Origin of the sequence: Stappia sp. BW2 (assembly GCF_008107695.1) — a bacterium.
Lineage (GTDB): Bacteria > Pseudomonadota > Alphaproteobacteria > Rhizobiales > Stappiaceae > Roseibium.
In genome coordinates this window covers 1,735,750-1,758,142 of record NZ_VIRG01000070.1, presented here as the reverse complement: position 1 = coordinate 1,758,142, position 22,393 = coordinate 1,735,750, and the positions used below count along the sequence as shown (strand labels likewise).

Genomic DNA, 22,393 nt, shown 5'->3' with positions numbered 1-22,393 from the left:
CGTTAGAACGCCTGGCTCAAACCGACATAAAGGGCAAAATCCGGATCATCCTGTCCCGGATCCAGAGGCACCGCTGCATCGACTCGAAGCGGGCCTATTGGAGTAAAGTAGCGCACACCAGCGCCGACGCCCACCTTCAGGCTCTCGGAAAAATCGGGAATACTGTCTTCATAGGCGTTGCCTGCGTCGACAAATCCAACAATTCCAATGGTTTCAGTTACCATCACCCGAACTTCACCGGAAAGCTCGATTATCGAGCGCCCGCCAATAACCTGCCCGTCCTTGCGAGGGCCGACGTTGCGATAGGCATAGCCCCTGATGGAGCCTCCACCGCCTGCAATGAAGCGCCGGCTGGCGGGGACCGATTCCACGGATGGCGCCAGAATGGTGCCGGTGGAGACACGGCCCGCAAGAATGAAGCGTTTGGCCTCATCAAGCGCATAATAACTTGAAACGGTGCCCTTGATGAAACCCATCGGATTGCTGTTCAGGGCATCGTAGGCGGGCTCTGCAAACAGTGCTGCGAAGATGCCCTTGGACGGATTGAGCTTGTCATCGCGATTGTCGAACGTCAGTTCGGCAGGCAGACCGATCAGAAAATAGTCATTATCGCCGAAGGCATCATCTTCGTTGGCGAAGAAAACTTCCGCGCCTGCACGGCCTTTCAACTGCTCGGAAAATTCCCGATTGAGGAAGGCGTCATAGGTGATCGACCGGCTCTTATAGGCGTCGGGATGTTCCTGGCGTGCCTGCAGGCTGGTGGAAAAACTCGTAAGTGGTCCGAAAACGCCAGGCTTTTCAAAGGCAATTCGGGCGGAGTACTCCATGTCGAGCAAGCTCTCATTGCCAATTCTGCCCACAGAGCCTTCGAGAGAAAGCAGCTCGCCTTTTCCGAAAAGATTGCGTCTGCGCCAATAGGACTCGACGCCGAACCCTTCGGTGCTGGACCAGGAGGCACCTGCACCAATTACGTGGCGCTTGCGTTCGCTCACCTCGATTGTGACCGGCATGGTGCCGTCAGGGCCTTCGATTTCTCCTTCCACCAGACGGATGGACGAGAAGATACCGAGTTCGTTCAGGCGCTTGCGTGCCCGTGCAAGATCTTCCGGAGAGTAGACTTTCCCAACGGGCAGCATCGCTTGCTGGACCACGAAATCAGGGTCGGTAACTTCCGTACCCTTCACGGAAACGGTGCCGAAACGTGCCTGATAGCCGGCGTCGGCTACGAGAGTTACGGCAAGTGTCTTGGTGCTGTGATCAGCGGTAATCCTGCGTTCGGCAATTCGCGCTTTCGGGTATCCACGCTCACGCAGAAGCACGATCATGCGCTTTTCCGCCGTGAGGATCTTGCCGGAGTCAGCGACATCGCCCTTGGTCAGCCCCCAGAAAGACGGGTCTGTCGAGAGATCGCCGTGCTGGGAAGACACATCAATGTCGCCGAAGCGGAACACCGGGCCAGGATTGACCAGAATGTCAACCTTTACGGGGCGCGCATCCGGCAGGTCGCTCTGCTCGAGGGCGGTTTCCAACGGAATGCCCGCAAGGGTGATGTCGACTGTGCCACCGTATCTGCCGTCGGCGTAGAGTTGGGCGACCAACCGTTCCCGATCTGAAAGAGAACGTGCAAGCAGACCGGCTTCGCCGGAGGGCGGCTTTTCCTGTTGCTGGACCAGCAATGAGGCGTCTTTCAGCTCCTTGGAGAGGTCTTCAGCGCCGTCGGAAATCGTGAGGTCAGCTTCATAGGGCAGGGGATCGGGAACCGCGTTCTCCTCGTCTTCCGCCGATTCGAAGAATTTCCAGCCGAAAATCTCAAACGAATGTGCCGGCACCAATCCGGCCATAAGCAGGGCGCAGGCTAAACCGGCGCCAGCTGGCCGCAAGGCAGCAAAAGAAGCACCGCCAGCCAACCGGGCTGCCAATGAAGACAATGCGTTGAAACGCGTGCCGGCGACTTTGCCGGACTTGCAAGACGGTAGACCCTTCACTCACTGCCGCCTGTTGATTTGGCCTGTTGAATTGCATCTGGTCCCTATGCAATTCAACAATCTGCTTTTGCAGCCCCTACGTTACACACCTTAAAGGGCCATGGTTAAGCGAATACAAACACGATAGAACATGGCACCGGATCGAGTTCAAGAGAGAAGGTGGCACAACACTTTAGGGGATGAGCTCATAGGTCGAGAAGCTATTTCTTGTATGCGTATTTTTGTCAGTGAGTGAATACTCAAAAAAGCGCTTCTTCCTCTGGAAGGCCAAGTAGACGGCGGGCAGCCGTCAAGGTGTTGACCATCAGCATGGCGATCGTCATGGGGCCGACGCCACCAGGAACCGGTGTAATTGCTCCGGCAACGTCGACAGCTTCAGAAAAAGCAACGTCGCCAACAAGCCGCGTTTTGCCTTCCCCGCGTTCCGGGGCTGGAATTCTGTTGATGCCGACATCGATAACGGTCGCGCCTGGCTTGATCCAGTCGCCCTTGATCATTTCCGGGCGGCCCACCGCGGCAACGACGATGTCCGCTGCGCGAACGACATTTGGCAGGTCTTTCGTACGGCTATGGGCAATCGTGACTGTGCAGCTTTTCTGAAGCAGAAGGCTGGCCATGGGTTTTCCAACGATGTTGGACCGACCGACCACCACTGCGTTGAGGCCCGAAAGCGTGTCGCCCAGTGCGCGCTTCAGCAAGATGAGGCTGCCGGCAGGGGTGCAGGGCACCAAGGCGCTCTCCAGTTCACCAGCCGTCAGCAAACCGACATTGACCGGGTGGAAGCCATCGACATCCTTCTCCGGCCGGATCAGTCGCAGCACCTTGCTTTCATCGATATGCTTGGGCAGCGGCAGCTGCACCAGAATGCCATGAATGTCGGCATCGTTGTTCAACTGGTCGACAAGCGCCAGCACATCGGCTTCGCTGGTATCGGCCGCCAGGGTGTGTTTGACCGAGTGAAAGCCGCAGGCCTCCGCCGCCCTGTCCTTGTTTCGGACATAGACCTGGCTCGCAGGGTCTTCCCCCACGAGGACAACCGCCAAACCGGGGCGTTTGCCGCTGGTTTCCAGCAGCCTGGCTGCCCGGTTGGTGATTTCTTGCCTGACACTTTCCGCGATAGCCTTGCCATCGATGATCTGAGCCTTGGGCATTCGGCCTCCTCATTGGTCGCGCGCATAACTAAAACCGGCGACAAGCTATAGAGGTCTGTCTCGAAATGAAAAAGACCGAATGCGTCTTTTCCTGCTCTGGTTTCGCCATGTCTGTGGTTTACGGCAACCAGTCAGGTCACAGTGTCCTTGCGAAGTCATGGAGTTCGGAAATCGCGCAGACGATGTGATAGAGCGAACTCGCCGGTGCCGGCTCGTCGGTAAAGGTTCCGTCAGGTGCCAGCTTGTCCCGCCAGAGACCAGCAGGAACGTCGGCAAAGTAAATCTGCAATGCCCTGCCGGCTTCGGGGATATCAGCAAGATAGGCATCGCGCTCCGTTCCGGTAGAAACATCGGCCAGCGCAATCGCTGCCTTGATCCATTCCGTCTGCCCCCAAAGGCGGGCCATCGGATCACGAACGGAAAAATCGTCGTTCAGGGCCATGAAGGCAACGCCGCGGCTTTCATCTATGCCGTAGGTCCAGGCGATATCGTAGAAGCGCCGTGCAGCGATCAGGGCACCTGCGTCCTTTCGCGATTGTCCCCATCTCGTCAGCAGCCAGGCCCATTCAAACTGATGGCCTGGTTCCATGACGCGGCCTTTGTCACCATCAAACGGAGTCCAGTCGCTGTTGAAGAATTCCCGCAGCCCACCGGAAACCGGATCTATGAAGCGTGTGAGAGCGAGTTCGGCAATTTCATCAGCCAAATCAGCCCAACAGGCGTTTTCGGAAACGGCTTCCCACGCCAGACAGGCCTCGAACATGTGCATATGAGGATTGGAGCAAAGCGGTACTCGTGCGGGAGAGGCTTCCTGAAAGCCGGCTTCCGGATGGCGATAGGTCGTCATCAGGTGTTTCAGCAAATTGTCCGCATTTTGGATGGCGCTGGCTTTACGGTCCGGTAAAGCCGCAGCAATCTGTGCGAAGCCGAAAAGAGAGAACGACTGATTGTAGAGGTCGAAGCGCGGGTCGGTGACCTTGTTGTCGATGTCGACACTAGAAGCGTAATGTCCTTCCGGCATCAGGAACGTGTCCGTGTACCAGTCGAAAAGCGCCGACGCTCTTTCCTCTGCCGGGCCCGTCCACCCAAGTCTCTTACCTTCAAGCAACGAATAGATCTGCCTGTTCACAACCCTTGCGCGCCGCGGAACTGGTAGCCCGGCCTGGGTCTTGAGATCGATGGCGTCGAGCGTGGTGTTGGTTTGCTGGTCGATGCCTGCGGTCGACCAGAGAGGCAAGGCGGAATCTCGTAGCCAGTTTGTTAATTCTGACGAGAGGTTTTTAATGTTTTTAATGTCATCATGCCGGTTGCTTGCGGTCATAAGATACCCCGAAAAGAGATGTTGGGCGCTCAGGCGGTGAATTCGATTATCGACGCTCACATGCCGAACAGAAGACGATAAATTGGAATTTTATCAATTCACTAGGAAAAGCGGGTGTAGTGTTACAGCAAAGTCACAGCCGGTAGGTTTCTCCCGGGGAAAGCCACGATGCGTCTTGGACATCCTACCAAGAGGGTGTTACCAGACTGGGCAGCAAATGGGTGGATTGGGTACTAATGCGTTTTTTGTCAGTATTGGCGGCTGCCGGGGTTCTGTTTGGATGCTCCGCCCTGCCGGGCGAAGGTCCGGCTGCAATAAATATTTCGTCACAAGACGTCGAGAACAGTGCGCAGACTGGCGATTATACCGTCGTCGTTGTCTCCCCATCCAACATTGATACCATCAAGAGCTATCGTCCGCTCGCGTTTGCTAACCAGTTCCACGGTGTGGGAAGTGGTGGTTCTTCGACCCTCCTAGGCGTTGGTGATACGTTGAACGTCACAATCTGGGAGGCGTCACCCGACGGCCTGTTCAGCAGTGCCGGTGGTGGGTCGAGCAACATCCCCTCCGTCGTTGACGAAAGCGGCTATATCTTCGTGCCCTATGCTGGCCGCATCCGGGCTGCCGGTCTGAGCATCGAAGGTCTGCGCCAGTCGGTGCAGCAGAAGCTCGTCGGAAAGGCCGTTGAACCGCAGGTTCTCATTTCCCTGAGGGACAAGCTGAGTTCGACCGCTGTTGTCGTCGGCGATGTCGCCAAGCCCGGCGTTTATCCGCTACCGCTTCGAAACACACGGCTTCTCGACCTCGTTGCGCAAGCAGGCGGCGCACGTGATGCAACCTACGAAACCGTGGTGACCCTGAAGCGCGGCAACCGCGCAGGAACCACCCGTCTGGAAGATCTCATCGATTATCCGGAAAACAACGTTCTGGTCGCGCCGAACGACAATATTCTGCTGTCGCATCGCCCGCGCACGTTCTCCGCTTTCGGAGCTCTCAAGGCCAATCAGCTGGTTCCGTTCAGAACAAAGACGGTAACGATGGCCGAGGCGCTGGCGACAGTCGGTGGTCTGCGAGATGACCGTGCAGATGCCAACGGCGTCTTCCTGTTCCGCTTCGAAGATGCGGCACTGGTGCGGAAGCTTAAGCCTCAAATTGCCGACAAACTGACAGGTGCGCAGAGCGTACCGCTTGTCTACAAGTTGAGCCTTCGTGACCCCAAGGGCTTCTTCCTGTCGCAGAAATTCGAGATGAGAGACAAGGACATCCTGTTCGTTTCGAACCATCCGACTGCTGAGCTTGGCAAGTTCCTGCAAATTATCGCGCCGCTCATCAGCAACTACTCTGTGGTAAGTAACCTCACGGATTAACAGTTGCCGTAAGAAGATTTAACGGCTCAGATAAACAGGGTGGGCCGTTAAAGCCGGTAGGTTGGCAAATTGCATGGTTTCAGTCAGTTCAATGGTGGTGCTGTTTCTGCAAGGGCCGCCTGGTGTTTTTGCGAAAACCATTGCCGACAGTCTTGAAAAGGCGGGAGCGTCGACACGCAGGATAAATCTGTGTGCCGGAGACTGGATCGCTTGGCATGATCGCAGGTGCACGTCCTATAGAGGGTCTTTGCGCAAATGGCCCGACTGGCTGAGAACCTACTGCCGGGAAGAGAAGATCACCCACATCGTTTATTACGCAGACCGCGTGCCCTATCACGTGGCTGCCGCGGAAGTGGGGGCTGAACTTGGCATAACCTGCCTGACCTTTGAAAACGGCTATCTTCGCCCGGACTGGATAACGTTGGAACATTGCGGAATGTCCGCGCATTCCAGGTTCCCGGACAGTCCGGACCACATCATGCAGGCTGGCAGCAGCCTTCCTGATATTGACCGTCAGCCACTCTACAAATACCCGTTCATAAACGAAGCGGTGAACGAGGTGACCTATAATATGGCCAACGTAATCTTTGCGTTGTCCTATCCACGATATGTCCGGGACAAGCTCTATCACCCGCTGATCGATTACCTGAGCAACATTCCGCGGTTTGCGCGTGCGAAAAGCCGGAACAGGCATGCGCACCACGTGATTGACGACATCATCGCAACCGGCTTGCCCTATTACGTCTTTCCTCTTCAGCTCCAGAGTGACTATCAGCTTCGCTACAATTCCCAATACGATCATATCGCCGATGCTGCGGAGGAAGTGATCAAGTCCTTTGCAGGAAACGCTCCATCCTCTGCACGTCTTGTCTTCAAGGTACACCCACTAGACAACGGCATGGAGCCCTGGGGCCGTATCCTGCGGACCCTTGCCAAAAAGTACCGGGTGAAAAAGCGCGTCTTGCTCGTGGATGGGGGGAACCTGAACCGTCTTCTGGAGCATGCAGCAGGATCCCTGACGATCAACAGCACCACCGGGCTGCATGCTCTCAGAGCGAATTGCCCCACGAAAGTGCTTGGTATCGCGCTTTACGACATCGCAGGGCTGACCTGTCAGAATCCTCTCGATGATTTCTGGCGCAACCCGACGATGCCAGATCAGAACCTGCTGGATGCGCTTGAGCGGCTGCTCGCAGCGTCCATTCAGGTCAAGGGATGTTTCTACACCAAGGAAGGCAGGGAAGCGGCTGCCGATCTCATGGCGGAGCGGATGATTGCCGACACGGTAAATCTGCCGCAAGCCTTCTGCGAAACGCCACCGCGTTTACAAAAGGCACAGGCAAGAGGGATTGTGACCACCTTTGCCGAACAGTTGGACCGTCGTGGCAAAACCGAAAGGTGGACGCATGTCTGGCGTGGCTGAGCATTCTGTGCCTACGGAAGCTCGCTCAAACGCTGAACGACAGGTCCTTTTTCTGCAAGGGCCGTTATCTCCACTCTACAAGCTGACGGGGGATCGTCTCAAAGCCCAGGGCTTCGGTGTTCACCGGATCAACTTCTGCGCGGGCGACTGGCTGCATTGGCACGGAAAGGGCTGCGTCAGCTACAAGATGCACCCGTCGGAATGGCCGGTCTTCATAGACGACTACCTGCGCAATCACGGAATAACCGATCTCGTCCTTCATGGGGACCAGCGCCTTTATCATCGCGTGGCAATCGAAAAAGCGATTAAGCAGGGTGTTTATGTTGCCGTGACAGAACTCGGGGCTTTGCGGCCCGGCTGGATGACACTGGAGCGCAATGGCCTCTCCACTCTCAGTCATTTTCCTTCCGATCCGGCTTCGATCCGGCGCGTAGCGGAAGCTGCAGGTCCGGTGGACCTAAGCCCTCGTTACCCTTCAAGCTTTTGGCTGCAGACGGCCCCTGATGTTGTCTACAATCTGACCAATGTGTTTCTGAAACCTTTGTATCCAGCGTATCAGCGCCATACGATCTATCCGCCTATTCAGGAATATCTGAGAGGCGCGGCGCGGCTGTTGAAAGAAAAACAGAGAGATCGGGCAGCGGAAAGCTTGCTGGCAGGCCTCAGGGATAAGGCGGTTCGCTACTATGTTTTGCCATTGCAGCTTGAAGGTGATTTCCAGCTTCGCAGACACTCTCCATTCGAGAGTTTTAAGCAGGTCCTTGAGATCGTGTTCCGGTCATTGGCCAACGAGGCCCCTGAAGACGTCCATCTGGTTTTGAAAAGTCACCCGCTTGATGTCGGCTTTGAAGATTGGCCGGGTGTTTCAAAAACGCTGGCGGATCGCTTTGGTGTGCGAGACAGGGTTCATTTTCTCGATGGCGGAGGCCTCGCAAAGCCATTTGAAGAAGCTCTTGGGGTTGTGACGCTGAATTCAACCGCTGGACTTGAAGCCTTGCAAGCTGGCCTGCCGGTAAAAACACTGGTACCGGCCCACTATGACATCGCTGGTCTGACCCACCAGGACGATCTCGCAACTTTCTGGCATGCCCCGGCCTATCCGGATAAAGACCTGCTTTCTGCATACATTCAGGCTCTCGCCGCTTCGACGCAGGTTCGTGGATCGATCCACAATGCCGAAGGTGTGTCGGTTGCCGCGGACAACATTGCCCGCAAGGTTGCCGAAAGGGACTTGAATGCCTTCGGTGCCTACGTCGATCCTCCACCGAGGCTTGCAAGGGCGCGTGCGCTCGGGGTGCCGTTATGATCGGTTGGTTGAAAAGACAAAGGTCAGCGGTAAAGATCATCGACCCGGACCTTCACCCAGTGGCAGACCGACTGCGTGCGGCTGTAGAAGCCGGACTTGCAGAGGGGGCCGGTACCAAACCGTTGCACGCGGGGTGGCTGAGGAATGCCAATCTGCCTGGCAAGGCGCTTACTAATGCCGGTGGAGCCCTTCTGATCCTGGAAGGACCGACGCCTCATCAAGCACGTCGCCTGCCATCCAGCCTCATTCTTTTACCGGTGTCGGGTTCCAAGCAGAACGACCAATCCTTGAGGAGTGCCGCCTGTAAAGCGTTGCTCAGGCAGTTCGACAAATCGAATGGGAGCAACGCGTCGGTCTACGATTTTACAGGGATATGGCGTAAGCGTTTGTTTTCCTGCGCCGCGGCGGGCGAGGATGCCAAGCTCGGAACAGATGGTCTAAGCCTGGAGAGAATTCTGGCCGGCGAAGAAGGCCAAACAGACGGCGAAACGTTCTGGACCGAGCTACTGAAGAAGGCTGCGCGCGAGCAGATAGCTATCGACAGCCTTCTTAATTGGGTTCTTTCTTGCCGGACCGCCTGGTTCTCGCCTTATGGAAATTCTCTTCTGAGCCCTGACGAAGCGATAGAAATCTATACGCTGATGCAGGAGCAGTGGCAGGCCAATTCCGTTCCCGGCCATTGTTACGGCGCACAGTACTGGAACCACCCGTCCATCAATGCCACCTTTTCCGGAAAAGGTGGGGCAGTCAGGTTTCACGATGTACAGCAAGACGCAGTCGCAGCCGCCCGAGCCGACAGCGGACGCATATACTCCTGGGCCGGCCGAACCGATCCTGCGTTTGAAGCGCTTTGCGCACGGATTTCAGTTCCGTTGTTGCGCATTGAGGATGGTTTCCTGCGATCTGTAGGTCTTGGCGCGGGCCTTGCAAGGGGGGCGATGCTGGCGGTAGACGACCTCGGGATCTATTACGATCCTTCGCGACCTAGCCGGCTGGAAGTTCTGCTGAAGGAATACGAGCTGACGCCTGCTGAAAGGCAACGCGGCGAAGCGCTGATCGACCTCATCATTCGCGCCCGAGTTTCGAAATACAATTTCGGCAAGTCGCAGGAGTTTGACTATCCGGCCGACAGGGAAAAGATCCTTGTGCCGGGCCAGGTCGCTGACGATGCGGCAATCAGAAAGTCCAGGTCCGCGACAATCGATTGCGCCAACACGCCGAATGTCAATCTAGACCTGTTGCGGCTTGCTCGTGAGCGTCATCCGGAAGCATTCCTGATATTCAAACCGCACCCTGACGTTGAAACAGGTTTGCGCAAGGGCCGGGTGCCGCGTGAGACTGCTTTGCAATACGCTGATGATATTGCTGAAGATGCAAATATCATCGATCTCATCGAGGCCGTTGACGTCATCGAGACCTTTTCGTCCTTATCCGGCTTCGAGGCGCTGTTGCGAGGCAAGAAGGTTTGCGTTCACGGAGCGCCCTTTTATGCGGGTTGGGGGCTTTGCGAGGACCTGACGGAAATTGAGGGCAGGGGCAAAAGCCGCACCTTGCCGGAACTGGTCTATCTGGCACTCGTTAAATACGCCCGTACAATAGACCCGGTGTCCTTGCTGCCTTGTTCTCCGGAATTTCTGGTCGCAAGGCTTGCAGAGCAGCGGACTGACAAGCGGCACCTTCTGGTGACCTCCCTCAAGCGTCATTCATCGTGGCTGGGCAGAAAACTTGGAATTTAATCCTCATGGGAGAGGCGATTATGGCAGGCGAAACGCAGAAGGTCATCGTATTGACCGGTGCCAGTGGAGGCATAGGACAGGCGCTCGCGCGTGAATTCGCCGGCCCCGGCATCTATTTCGCCCTGATCGCCCGCGACCAAACCCGGCTTGAAGCTCTGTTGACGGAAATACGGGCGCTTGGCGCCGACGGCGAAACCAGCGCTGTCGACATTCGTGACCGAGACGCATTGCACGCCTACCTGAGCGACCTGGACATGCGGCATCCACTGGATCTGGTCATCGCGAATGCCGGCGTTACGGCAGGACTTGGTCCGAACCGGACACGGGAATCGAACGCTGACAGTGATCGGCAGATCGACGTGAATTACCGCGGCGTGGTCAACACCATCTCCGGTGTTGTCGATGGGATGCAAAAACGCCGGAAGGGACAGTTGGTGCTTATTTCATCTCTGGCTGGAATGCGCGCCCTGCCTGACATGCCAAGTTACAGTGCCACCAAGGCGGCGCTGATAAGCTACGGCCATTCTCTGCGTGGCTGGCTGAAACCCTTCGGTGTGTCCGTGACGATCATCTGCCCGGGCTTCGTGACTTCACCGATGTCCGCCCGCCACCAGGGGGCAAAACCTTTTGAAATGCCGGCCTCTAAAGCCGCAATGTTGATGCGGCGCGCCATCGATCGCCGCAAGCCGTTTTACGCATTTCCGTTTTTGCTTGCGTGGGGGATCCGGCTTCAGAACCTTCTGCCGACGAAAATCGGCGATCTGTTCATGGGCGGTTTTGACGTAACAATTGATCAGGACCCACGCTACCGGGATGGTTCCGACAAGTAGATTTTGATCCCTTCCGGACACGACACAAACGCCGTGTCCGGGTCGTTCTGCAACGAGGCTGAGCCGCTGGAAGTTTAGCGCGCTGCCTTGATCAGCCTGTCGACGGCAGTTCCATCGGCGCGCATTGCGTCCAGTTCCGAAGCCGTTGTCTCGACGGCGCGACGGATCTGCTCTTCCGTATGTTCGCTCGTGATGAAGAACCGGATACGTGCGGACTTCTCCGGAACTGCCGGGAAAATGATCGGAAGGGCGTTGATTCCCTTTGCGAGCAAACGATTGGAAAGCGTTGCAGCACTTGCAGAATCGCCGACAATCACTGGAACAACCGCATAGCCGGCACTGGGGCCGGTGTTCAGTCCGGCTTCCTTGGCAAGTTTCAGAAAAAGAGCACCGTTTTTCTGAAGTTTTCCCACCCGCTCCGGTTCCTGCTCTAGCAGTTCGGCAGAGGCAATGGCTGCCCCTGCAAGCGCGGCAGAAAGTCCGACGGAAAAAACGAAGCCCGGAGCCGATACCTTGAGATAGTCGCAAAGCACTTTGGAACCGGCGATATAGCCGCCACAGGACGAGAAGGTCTTGGACAGTGTACCCATCCAGATTTCGACTTCCGTAGGGTCTATTCCGAAATGTTCTGCAATGCCCTTGCCGGTCTTGCCGAGGACCCCGATGGAATGTGCTTCATCGACCATCAGCCAGGCGTCGTAAGCCTGTTTGAGCTTCACGACACGTTTCAGATCCGGGAAATCTCCATCCATCGAATAGAGACCTTCGACGACAACCAGCACCTTGTCGAACTTGTGCCGCTGATCTGCGAGCATCTTTTCCAATGCATCCAGATCATCATGCGGGAAATTCATTCGGGTAGCGCCGGACAGACGAACGCCTTCGGCAATGGAGTTGTGGACAAAGGAATCGGTCAGAACCAGATCGCCTTTGTGAACAAGATGGCCAATCGTTGTGACGTTGGTGGCATGCCCGGACACCATCACGATTGCTGATTCCACACCGTGAATTCTGGCCAGGGCTGCTTCCAGCTCCGCGTGAAACGGCCGCTCACCCGCAACGATCCGGCTTGCTGAAACGCTTGTGCCGAACTTGTCGACATGCGCTTTCGCAGCTTCATTGACCTTGGGATGCCCGTTGAGACCAAGATAGTTGTAGGAGGCGAAATTGTCGTAGTTGTTGCCGTTGATGAAGCTCGTTCCCGCAGCAAGTCCATCATGCGGGCGGAAAAACGGGTTTTCAATTCCCATCATGTCCGCCGCAGCCCGGTGCATTTGCAACTGCTTGACCTGCGGAAGCTCCTTGAAATCATAGACCTTTCGCTTCGGGGCTGCTTGCGGGCGAGCCGACGAAGACGCCGTACGTCCGCGCGCAGAACGGCGGTTGGCTTTCAAGCTGTCCATCAGCTTGGCGCGATCATCAGCGCCCATACCAGTAAATCCTTTTATGAGGCCGCTTACAGGAAGGAACCAAGTTCGCGGCTCTTGTTCTCAACTTGAGTAGCGATATCGGAAAGATCTTCCGATTCCTGACGCTGGTCATCCACATGAATGCTGGCAAGTTGCTGTGTTTCATCCGAAATACCGGAGGCATTTTCTTCGCCCAGAACCCGGTTGGCAACTCGGCCAGACAAGTCGATCAGTGTTGCGCCATTTGCCAGAGACATCAATGGAATGTCGATCCCCAGCTGCCGTTCCGCACTCATGCGCAGTTCCAGAGCCATCAGCGAGTCCATGCCGATATCGGACAGCGGCTTGTGCGGATCAATCTCCTCGGGAGCAATTCGCAGGATCTTGCCGATTTCAGCAGCCAGAAGCTTGGCAACCGTCTGAGCGGCAGTTACCTGATCCATGCCGTCCAGCATGGCAGCCAGATTGATTGCTCCATCTGCGCCGGTCTCGTCCTCGTCGCCAAGGCCGAGCAGGCTGACAAGCGGGGTTCCAACGAGAGTCAGATCTTTCCGTGCTGCTTGCCAATCGATACGCGCGTAGCCCATAGCGGCAAGGCCGGTATCTTCCTGTGACGGCTGCACCATAAGCGACATCAGGCCATCGAGAGCTTCCTTGGCGGTCAAGGCATGGCGCCCGAGCTTGCGGGACAGCATCTCGTTGACCTCTTCGTTGCGGGCAAGGTAGCCCGCATCGGAGATCGCACCCCACGCAACAGCCAGTCCGGGACGGCCTTCTGCGCGGCGTTTGCGCGCAAGCCCTTCCAGGTAGCCGTTGGCGGCAACATAGTTTGCCTGCCCCGGATTGCCGACAAGCGTCGTGGCGGACGAATACAGCACGAAGTGATCGAGCGGATCGTCGGCCGTCAGCCTATCCAGGAGCTCCGCACCGCGAATTTTGGGTGCCAGCACTCTGGTCAGGCCATCGTGATCCATGTTGGCGATCAACACGTCATTCAGCACCATCGCGGTATGGAACACGCCCTTGATCGGGCGCCCTTCGCCTCGGATCTCCGCAAGCGCTTTCTTGACAGCAGCTTCATCGGTGATGTCGCACGCGTAACCTTTGATGGAGACGCCACGCTTGGTCAGTTGGCGGATGACTTCCTGAGCGTCTTCACTGGAATCGCCCCGCCGGCTGAGAACCGCCAGTGACTTGGCTCCGTGATCGGCAAGGCGGTGAAGCAATGCCGCACCGAAACCGCCGAACCCACCAGCAATGAGGTAGACGGCGTCGCCGTCGAACGAGATTTCACGCTTGGTCGGCACGCTTTCGGGAACTGCCGGTGGGCGGATCACGATCTTGCCGATATGTCCGGCCTGCTGCATCAGGCGGAAAGCATCGACCACATCCGCCGCCTCGAACAACCGATGCGGCAAGGGACGCAAGGTTCCGGCTTCGAAGAGCTCGACCAGCTTGACGAACAGATCGACAGCCAGTTGGGGTTGGCGGGTCAGCAACTGGTCGGCGTCGATACCGAAGTAGGTCAGGTTCTGACGGAATGGACGCAGGCCGATCCGGGTGTTGCCGTAGTAATCGCGCTTGCCCAGTTCCAGGAAGCGGCCGAATGGTTTCAGAACCTCAATGCTGCGTTCCATGGCCTCGCCAAACAGCGAGTTCAGAACCACATCGACGCCTTCGCCGGAAGTTTCTTCCATGACGGCATCAACGAACGCCAGGCTTCGAGAATCCAGAACAACGTCGGCCCCGAGCAGTTTCAGCGTGTTGCGCTTGTCTTCCGATCCGGCTGTCGCGATAATTTTGGCACCGCGCCACTTGGCGATCTGCAAAGCAGCCAGACCGACACCACCTGCGCCGCCGTGGATCAGGACGGTTTCACCTTCGCTAAGGGCAGCCAGATGCACGAGGGCATAATAGGCGGTGAGGAAGGTAACCGGGATCGTAGCTGCTTCTTCCGCGCTAACCGTACTCGGCATCGGTGCACAGCCGCTTTCATCGACCGTCACATGAGAGGCAAAGCAGGCCGGGGCGAAGGTGATGACCTTGTCGCCCGGTTGGAAGCGGGTCACATCCGGACCGCAGCCGACGACATGACCACAGCATTCCATACCCAGTGTCGGGCCGGCAAAACCGTCTTCGAGAGCTTCTTCCGGCAGCAGGCCAAGCGCCCACATCACATCTCGGAAATTGAGGCCGCTGGCTTCAACGGCGATTTCGATATCCTTGCCTTCAAGCGGCTTGCGCTCCACGGCATGCCAGGCGAGCTGGTCCAGAGATCCTTGCCGAAGGATATCAAGCCGCATGGCCGGTTTTGCGCCTTCTGGCAAAGTGAAGCTTGAAAGCACACCGCCTTTTACCAGGCGGATGCCGGAGCGAGTCTTGCTGTCGAGTACGATTTCCCGTTCGCAATTGGCAATCAGAATTTCATCTGCCACTCGGGCGGCGGCAATGCCCGGTTCCAGATCTGGCGAAACGTCGATCAGCTTCAGGTTCGCATCCGGGTATTCGTTCATGACTACGCGGCCGAACGCCCAGATACCGGCCTGCTCGGGGGCGGCGGGTTTGCCGCCGGCAATATCCTGAGCACCGGCTGGAGCCAGAAGCGTGAATTCACCACCATTCGGCCCGAGCGCCTTGAGGAGTGTCATCAGGCTGTAGGCACGGCCATCGACAGAGGCCAGAGCATCTGCCGGAGCAGCATAGGCACCCAGCAGATGAATGACCCGGCCATTGTGGGCCGCCACGAGTGCGTTGAGCGCTTCGTCTTGTGCTTGGGCGTCACCTTTGTCACCAAGCGCGACGCTCCAGATGTCGTCGCCAAGTTGTTCGGTAACTTCGCCCGGTACCAGAAGGGTGGCCGCGTGACCTTTCCGATTCAGGCAAGCCTTCAGGCCTTCCGCGAGACGGTGAGACGCGCCTTCGGAACTGGTCAGGAGCAGATACTTTTTCTGCTCGGCCTCAACGTCCGATGCTTCCTCGCCTGTCGTGTCTGCCACTTCGGCGACGTGCTCGCCAGCACGTGCGCAGATCAGATCGGCTTCGATCAACGCACTCTTGAGCGGCACGGTCTGGACGTCCGTCAGGCCTGCAGCTTCCAGCGCCTTGGTCCAGTCGGCTTGCTGTCTGGAAATCGGGAATTCGGCAGTGGCGCCTTCGTCCCACCAGGAAGAACCGACACCCATGATAAGGTCGGTGAGAGGATGCGGCAGCGGTTCCGCGCCCAACACAAGACCGCCGGGGACAATGGACTTCGTGAAACGCTTCAAGCTGTCGGCATCGATCTCGGCAAGAGACGTGTCGAACAACACGATGTCGAAATGCCGGTCATACGTGAAGGAAGTTTCGCCCGGTTCGACAAATTCTGTCGCCGAGCTACCCTGCCAAAGCCGCTCGCCGCGACCGACTGCAGACGATGTAGCATCGGTCACAGTCAGCGCCATGTAGGTAGGATCGAGCGCGTTGTCGATTGCCGCCGCAAGTCCGCTGTTGGCTCCAACCAGAAGCACTCTGAGAGCCTGATCATTCGGCCAGCCGGCAATGAGGCTCTGTACACCCGCCTGCAAGGCAGAGGAAAGCGCGTGCTTTGCCGGAGACGACGTACGGTAGGCATCGAACAGGCTTGAGGAATATTCCTTACCGGAAGCTTCCTGCAGGCCGAATTTGAGAACATCCGGCAAACCGGTCCAAAGACGTGCCAGCAAGGCCGCCTCGGCAATATGTTCGCCGCCACCATCGGTCAGGGCTTGCAGAAGCTGTGAAGCATCCGGATTGCCGGATGGGTCCGAAAGCTCGAAACCATCGTCGCTTTGCGTGCACAGACCACTTTCCACCAGCCAGCCGAAGAGGCTCGCTGCCAGAGGGATCGCGCTTTCATGCAACTCTCCAGCTGTGACCAGCGCTTCCAACTCGACCTTTCGACCCGAAAAGAGATCGAAGAGAGTCTTATGCGCAATCGTTCGGCCAAGAGCTTCTATCAGAACCCTGCTGTCGTCGAGTTCCTGATCGTCCGAGCCCAGAAGATCGAGGTTGCCAGCCAATGCAGGTAAACCTTCGAAGGTTTCCTTTAGCGGGGAGATACGGTCCTGTGCGGGGAGAAGTGTAGCAATCTGCCGATAGACCAGATCATCGGGGCGTGTATCCTGCCCAAGGGTCACCGCTTTGAAGCGGGTCTTGGTGAGGCGGGCGATTGTCAGCCCCTCGGCATCCAGGAACTCGAAGCTTGCTTCGATTGACCGCGGCGAGGCCTTGGTCACTTCAATGCGCACGGAAGCTGGAAGAGTTTCCGGCGCCAGAAGACGCAAGGTGCCGAGACGGATCGGAAGGAACGACGTGTTTTGCGGAACGTCCTTGACGCCGTCGAGCAACGCAAACAGGCCGTGGAAACCGGCATCCACCAACGTCGGGCAGAGCGAGAACGAGTAGTCAGCCAGGATTTCGTCCTGCGGCAACAGCGTGACGGTTGCGCTGGTGTTCGAGTGTTTGACGACTTTATCTGCCCGGCGGAAGGCCGGGCCGTAGTTAAGGCCGAAGCCCTTGGTGACCGTATAAAGGGTCTCGTGATCAAGTTCGGAAACGACGCCGTCACCTGTCTTCAGCCAAGGCGTTCGGGATGTGGTCGAAGGCGTCAGAAAAGTTCCGCGGGCGTTCAGCGACCAGTCGTTGTCGGACAGGCGCGGGCGCGACAGGATCTCAAGCACATGGTCGTCGGGCGAAATACGGACCTGAGTCTCCCACACTTCGTCGCCTTCGATCACCAACGGGCGCAGAATGTCGAAATCGCGCAGTTCGATCTGGTCGCTCCGGCTCCAACGGAGCGCTGCGCGCAGGCTCATCTCGATGTAGCCAGCAGCCGGATAGACGACGCTTTCCTCAACCTTGTGATCCTGCAGGAAGGGAAGGGAAGCGCTGTCGATGTGGTTGAACCACTCGGCGGTATCCTGACGCAGCCGGTAGCCGAGCAGCGGCCAGGTCTGACCGAACATGAAATCGACGCGTTCAGAGCTGTTTTCCGGACGATACTCGGAATTCTGCCAGGGATAGGATGGCAGCGGAACCAGATGGCCTGGGCGTTCACCAACGAAACTGAGCAGATCCGTCTGACCGCCATGGGCAAGAACGGACGCCGCGATCCGATCAAGCGGGTTGCCTTTGGTCGCAACTGCCTTCTTGGACGGTTCCTTCAGTGTTTCCAGAACCTTGGCCTTCTTGCCCTTCGCCCGGAGAACATCGTTCACATAGGTGCCGAGTACAGGCTTCGGGCCGATCTCGATGAGGACGGAGAAATCATCGGCAGCCATGTTTTCCATCGCGGCTGCAAACCGGACCGGCTGGCGCACGTTGTGCCACCAGTATTCGGCATCAACGCTCACATCGCGCTCATCCGGGGTAACGGTGGAATAAAAGGGCAGTGACGCGGCGGTGGGCGAAAGGCCATCCAGAGCTGCAAGAAGCGGTTTCTCGATCGGGTCAACCAGGGCGCTGTGGAAAGGGTACGCCAGGTTAAGGCGGCGCATGGCCCACTTTTTCTTGCGGGCAAATTTCGCGAAGGCATCAAGGCTTTCGCTGTCGCCGGAAATGGTGACGCTGCGCGGGCTGTTGTCTGCGGCAAGCTCCAGCTTGGGTAGACCGCTTTCCTTGATCGCGGCAATTGCCTGATCTGCCGGCTGAAGCAGGGCGGCCATCGAACCCAGGTCGCGAACGACTTCCTGTTCACTGGAACGCGCACGGATAACCCGAACCGCCTGTTCGAGGTCAAGAGCACCTGCACACCACGCTGCGGCCACTTCACCGACCGAATGGCCTGCCGTACCGGCCGCGGTAATGCCCCGCTGTCGCAGGGACTCCACGATACCGACCTGAATGGCAAACAGAAGTGGCTGAGCGATCTCGGAGCGCTCCAGATCGGCTTCAAGGTCTTCCGCAAAAAGCGTCGTGACGAGAGACCATCCGCTCAGACCCATGAAGATCTTGTCGACCTTGTCAAAAGCAGTCCGGAAGGCGGTATCAGCCTGATAGGCTTCCTGCCCCATGCCGGCCCATTGAGACCCGTTACCGGAAAAGACAAACCCGACTTTCGCGTTTGCCTTGATGACGCTTCCGGACACAAGGTCGGTGCTTTCATCGCCACTTTCGGCAAACGACCGCAGTGCGTCGAGTTTTTCCGCTCTTGTCTTGCCAAGCACGACCAGACGCTCCGACAGAAGGTCGCGGCCATGGGCGCTCGAGGCAATGATGTTTCCGGCGGTTTCATCCGCTTCGCTGTCGAGGCAGTCGGCGAATTTTCCGGCGAGTTGCTGCAAGGCATCCTTGGATCGGGCACTGATCACGAGAGGCGCTTCGACCGGCGCGGACGAAGCCGCGTTGGTGACGGGATCCGGATCGCCGATGACCGCGTGCGCATTCGTACCGCCGAAACCGAAGGAATTGACACCTGCAAGCCTGCGGCTGCCATCACGCTCAAGGGCCATGGCTTCGCCGGCAACCTTGAGGTTCAGCTCGTCAAAGGGAATATCCGGGTTGGGGTTCCTGAAATGGAGCGACTGCGGCAGCAGATCTTCCCGCAGAGCCATGATGGCCTTCAGAAGGCCGACGAGGCCCGACACAGGTTCTAGGTGACCGACATTTGTCTTGACCGACCCGATGGGCAGCACCTTGTCGCGTTTCTGACCGATAACCTTGCCAAGCGCGTCAGCTTCTGCGGGATCGCCGACACGCGTACCCGTGCCGTGAGCCTCGATGAAGGCAAGCTCGTTCGGATCGATCTCCAGGCCGTCGTAAATTTCGCGCAGAAGATCTGCCTGTGCGTACGGGGAGGGCAGCGACAGGCCAACGGTGCGGCCATCGGCGTTGATGCCGGTCGCCAGCAGCTTGCCGTGGCTCTTGGCACCTTCCGGAACTCCCGCCCGGGCTGAACGCAGAACGATCACTGCGCCGCCTTCCGAGCGAACGTAACCGTCACCATTGGCATCGAATGCCTGGCAGAGGCCGGTCGGAGACAGCATCGTGGCGCGAGAGAAGCCGACAAAGGCAAATGGGCTGAGCAGAAGACTGACGCCGCAGACGATGGCAGTGTCTATCTGGCCGGACTCGATGGCTGAACCAGCTTCGTGAAGGGCAACAATGGACGAGGAGCACGCGGTATCGACTGTAAAGCTCGGGCCGCGGAGGTCGTAGATGTAGGAAATCCGGTTGGAAACGATCGACAGCGTGTTGCCGGTCATGAACTGCATGTCGGCCATGGCCGGATCGACCAGGAAACGATGGTGGTAATCCAGCGAGGACGCACCTACATAAACGCCGGTATTTGATCCCGCCAGGTCGCTCGGGCGGATGTTCGCGTGTTCCAGCGCTTCCCAGACCAGCTGCAGCAGCAGGCGCTGCTGCGGATCCATCTGCACGGCTTCACGCGGGGAGACGCCAAAAAAAGACGGGTCAAATCCCCAGACGTCATCAAGCTGTCCGGCGGCCCAGGTGTAGCTTTTGCCCGAGGTGCTTTGAACAGGATGGCCAAACCGGGCGAGAGGCCAGCGGTCATTGGATACGGATGTGACGGCACATTTGCCGTTTTTCAACAATGTCCAGAATTCGGCAGAATCATTGGCGCCGGGAAGTCGGGTAGAATAACCAAGAATATCGATGTTTGATGTAAGCGACGCCACAGAACAACCTGTTTTTATTAGTTGGGAACAGTCAAGTTATTGAGTTACATATGGAAACTTACAATTTGTAAACAGTCATTCGTGCAAGCTCCCTCAAGAAAAATCGAAGACCGGCGCGACCCAGTCCCACTGCTGCCCTGCGTAAGCTTATCCCATGCCAAACAGCGTTTCCAGCTACCTCGCAAACGCAGGGTTTGGCAACCTTTATCCCATGCAGAAATGCTGGAAAAGGCTACATACATAAAAAAACGTAGTTCTTCTGATTGTTGTTAAAAAACGTGGCAGGTTTGCAAGAGCAGGATTTGAAAATCACTTTAAAACAAACGCCCCGCAAAATTGCGGGGCGCGTAGCTGAATTTATGAACAGGATCAGACGTTGCTGTCCGGGAAGGAGCTCTTGCGCTCGGTCATGAACGCTATCAGGGCCTCGTCAATGCCAGGGTCCAGCTCAGGGCCGGTATAGCCCGCCAGCTGTTCCTTCCAGCGTGCGTTGGCCCGCTGTGCGGCATTCAGTTGCCCGTCGGCAAGCCATTGCTCGTATGAGTTGTTGTCCGCGATGGAGGACCTGAAGAAGGCGCTCTCAAAGTTGCGCTGCGTGTGCGCGGCGCCAAGGAAATGGCCGCCTGGGCCCACTTCCTGAAGCGCATCCATCGCCAGGGTCTCTTCGGAAATCTCGATCCCCTTGGCCAGAACATGCATCATGCCGAGCTGGTCCGCGTCCATCACGAATTTTTCGTAAGACGAGCACAGGCCACCTTCCAGCCAACCTGCCGCATGCAGACAGAAGTTCACACCGGATTGCACTGTCGCCAGAATGGTCTGGGCGGACTCCTGTGCGGATTGCGCGTCCGGGGTCTTGGAGGCGGTGAACGAACCGCCCGAGCGGAATGGCAGATTATGCCTGCGGGCGAGCTTCGCTGCACCATTGAGAAGCAGGGACCCTTCCGGGCTGCCGAAGGTCGGTGCGCCGGACTGCATGGAAATCGAGCTCACGAAGGCACCGAAAACGACCGGCGCACCGGGACGAATCAACTGTGTGAGGGCGCAACCTGCCAGGGCTTCTGCCAATACCTGCGACAGTGTACCGGCAACCGTCACCGGGCTCATGGCACCTGCCAGAATGAACGGCGAAACGATACAGGCCTGATTATGCCGGGCGTAGACCTTCAGGGCGCCAAGCATGGTCGCATCGAAAACCAGAGGTGAATTGGCATTGATCAACTGGATCATGACGCAGTTCTGGTCGACGAATTCTTCCCCGAAGGTGATCTGCGCCATCTTGACGGAATCTTCGGCGCGCTCCGGCGCGGTGACCGATCCCATGAACGGTTTGTCGGAGTACTTGATATGGGAATAGACCATATCGAAATGCCGCTTGTTGACCGGCAGGTCGACAGGCTCGCACACGGTGCCCCCGGAATGGTGCATCCAGGGCGACATATAGGCCAGTTTCACGAAGTTGCGGAAATCCTCGATCGTGCCATACCGACGACCCTTGTCGAGATCGGTGACGAAGGGAGGACCGTAGACCGGAGCAAAGACGAGGTTGTTGCCGCCGATCTCCACGTTGCGGGCAGGATTGCGTGCGTGTTGGGTAAATTGCGAGGGAGCCGTTTTCACCAGCTCCTGCAGCATGCCTTTGGGAAAGCGGACGCGTTCGCCGTCGACATCAGCACCGGCTTCCTTCCAGATGCCGATAACCTCCGGATCGTCCCGGAATTCGAGGCCGATTTCGGCGAGAATTCGGTCGGTGTTGGCTTCAATTCGTTCCGCGCCTTCGTCGCTCAGAATGTCGAAGTTCGGAATGTTGCGCGAGATATACGGAATGGCCAGGCTGGCGGGGCCTGCTTGCCGGCGTTCGCGGCGTGCGCTTCTTCCTCGACGGCCAGATGGGGCGGCGTCTGACATCTTATGCTCCCAAGATGAGTTTGGTTGCGCTTAGTCTTTCTCAGGAGCCTTGACAACCCGGCTCCATAACCGTCGCACAATACCGTAAAAGCGTCATAGCGCTTTGTTGCTTCATTTTGGCAGGAAAGTCCATTGACTTTGCACCCTGAAAAGTGATTTCGGAAATGGCATTCAGGCGAGGGAAGACGTTTCGTTTCCAGGATGGCCCGGCAGTCGTTTCAGGGGAGTGACCCACCGAGGGCAACACTCGCTCGGCAACAACCGCAGGTTCGATTATTTTGGAAGAAAAGAGGCGTCTA

At 57.4% G+C, this 22,393-nt stretch carries 12 protein-coding genes; 5 read left to right on the top strand and 7 right to left on the bottom strand.

What is annotated here, in order from left to right; translation table 11 throughout:
- Positions 1-2: 2 nt before the first annotated feature.
- From FMN63_RS26990 to FMN63_RS26980, 3 genes are all read right to left on the bottom strand, one after another.
- The gene (locus tag FMN63_RS26990; RefSeq protein WP_209001333.1) at positions 3-1,829 is read right to left on the bottom strand and encodes an autotransporter assembly complex protein TamA; all 1,827 of its coding nucleotides are present in this window, start codon (positions 1,827-1,829) and stop codon (positions 3-5) included.
- 395 nt (positions 1,830-2,224) lie between these two features.
- Positions 2,225-3,136, bottom strand: a complete 912-nt coding sequence (folD, locus tag FMN63_RS26985) for a bifunctional methylenetetrahydrofolate dehydrogenase/methenyltetrahydrofolate cyclohydrolase FolD (RefSeq protein ID WP_148587146.1) — start codon at positions 3,134-3,136, stop codon at positions 2,225-2,227.
- Positions 3,137-3,272: 136 nt separating this feature from the next.
- Positions 3,273-4,457 carry an AGE family epimerase/isomerase gene (locus FMN63_RS26980; RefSeq protein ID WP_148587145.1) on the bottom strand — a complete coding sequence of 395 codons (1,185 nt, stop codon included), beginning with the start codon at positions 4,455-4,457 and terminating at the stop codon, positions 3,273-3,275.
- A gap of 236 nt (positions 4,458-4,693) precedes the next feature.
- On the opposite strand from FMN63_RS26980, the gene FMN63_RS26975 reads away from it, so the two are divergent.
- The 3 genes from FMN63_RS26975 to FMN63_RS26965 all read left to right on the top strand — a co-directional run bounded on the left by FMN63_RS26975 (position 4,694) and on the right by FMN63_RS26965 (position 8,553).
- Positions 4,694-5,824, top strand: a complete 1,131-nt coding sequence (locus FMN63_RS26975) for an SLBB domain-containing protein (protein WP_209001332.1) — start codon at positions 4,694-4,696, stop codon at positions 5,822-5,824.
- 73 nt (positions 5,825-5,897) lie between these two features.
- A complete protein-coding gene (locus tag FMN63_RS26970) occupies positions 5,898-7,247 on the top strand; it encodes a capsule polysaccharide biogenesis protein (protein WP_209001331.1) in 1,350 nt (449 codons plus the stop codon).
- Positions 7,231-8,553, top strand: a complete 1,323-nt coding sequence (locus FMN63_RS26965; protein ID WP_148587144.1) for a capsule polysaccharide biogenesis protein — start codon at positions 7,231-7,233, stop codon at positions 8,551-8,553. Before FMN63_RS26970 ends, FMN63_RS26965 begins: the two co-directional genes overlap by 17 nt.
- A gap of 23 nt (positions 8,554-8,576) precedes the next feature.
- On the opposite strand, the gene FMN63_RS29515 is transcribed toward FMN63_RS26965, so the two are convergent.
- On the bottom strand, positions 8,577-8,771 hold the full coding sequence (locus FMN63_RS29515; RefSeq protein WP_162530121.1) for a hypothetical protein: 195 nt from the start codon (positions 8,769-8,771) through the stop codon (positions 8,577-8,579).
- Between the two features lie 168 nt (positions 8,772-8,939).
- On the opposite strand from FMN63_RS29515, the gene FMN63_RS26960 reads away from it, so the two are divergent.
- Together FMN63_RS26960 and FMN63_RS26955 are read left to right on the top strand one after the other, a co-directional pair.
- Entirely contained in the window at positions 8,940-10,289 is a 1,350-nt protein-coding gene (locus FMN63_RS26960) for a capsular polysaccharide export protein, LipB/KpsS family (RefSeq protein ID WP_162530120.1), read from the top strand.
- A gap of 20 nt (positions 10,290-10,309) precedes the next feature.
- The gene (locus FMN63_RS26955) at positions 10,310-11,119 is read left to right on the top strand and encodes an SDR family NAD(P)-dependent oxidoreductase (RefSeq protein WP_148587142.1); all 810 of its coding nucleotides are present in this window, start codon (positions 10,310-10,312) and stop codon (positions 11,117-11,119) included.
- A gap of 74 nt (positions 11,120-11,193) precedes the next feature.
- Here the strand turns inward: FMN63_RS26955 and FMN63_RS26950 are convergent, their stop codons facing one another.
- The 3 genes from FMN63_RS26950 to FMN63_RS26940 all read right to left on the bottom strand — a co-directional run bounded on the left by FMN63_RS26950 (position 11,194) and on the right by FMN63_RS26940 (position 22,094).
- Positions 11,194-12,549 (bottom strand): aminotransferase class I/II-fold pyridoxal phosphate-dependent enzyme, encoded by a 1,356-nt coding sequence (locus tag FMN63_RS26950; RefSeq protein WP_148587141.1) that lies wholly within the window; start codon positions 12,547-12,549, stop codon positions 11,194-11,196.
- A gap of 26 nt (positions 12,550-12,575) precedes the next feature.
- A complete protein-coding gene (locus FMN63_RS26945; protein ID WP_209001330.1) occupies positions 12,576-20,186 on the bottom strand; it encodes a type I polyketide synthase in 7,611 nt (2,536 codons plus the stop codon).
- 369 nt (positions 20,187-20,555) lie between these two features.
- The gene (locus FMN63_RS26940) at positions 20,556-22,094 is read right to left on the bottom strand and encodes a trimethylamine methyltransferase family protein (RefSeq protein ID WP_148587140.1); all 1,539 of its coding nucleotides are present in this window, start codon (positions 22,092-22,094) and stop codon (positions 20,556-20,558) included.
- Positions 22,095-22,393: the final 299 nt, after the last annotated feature.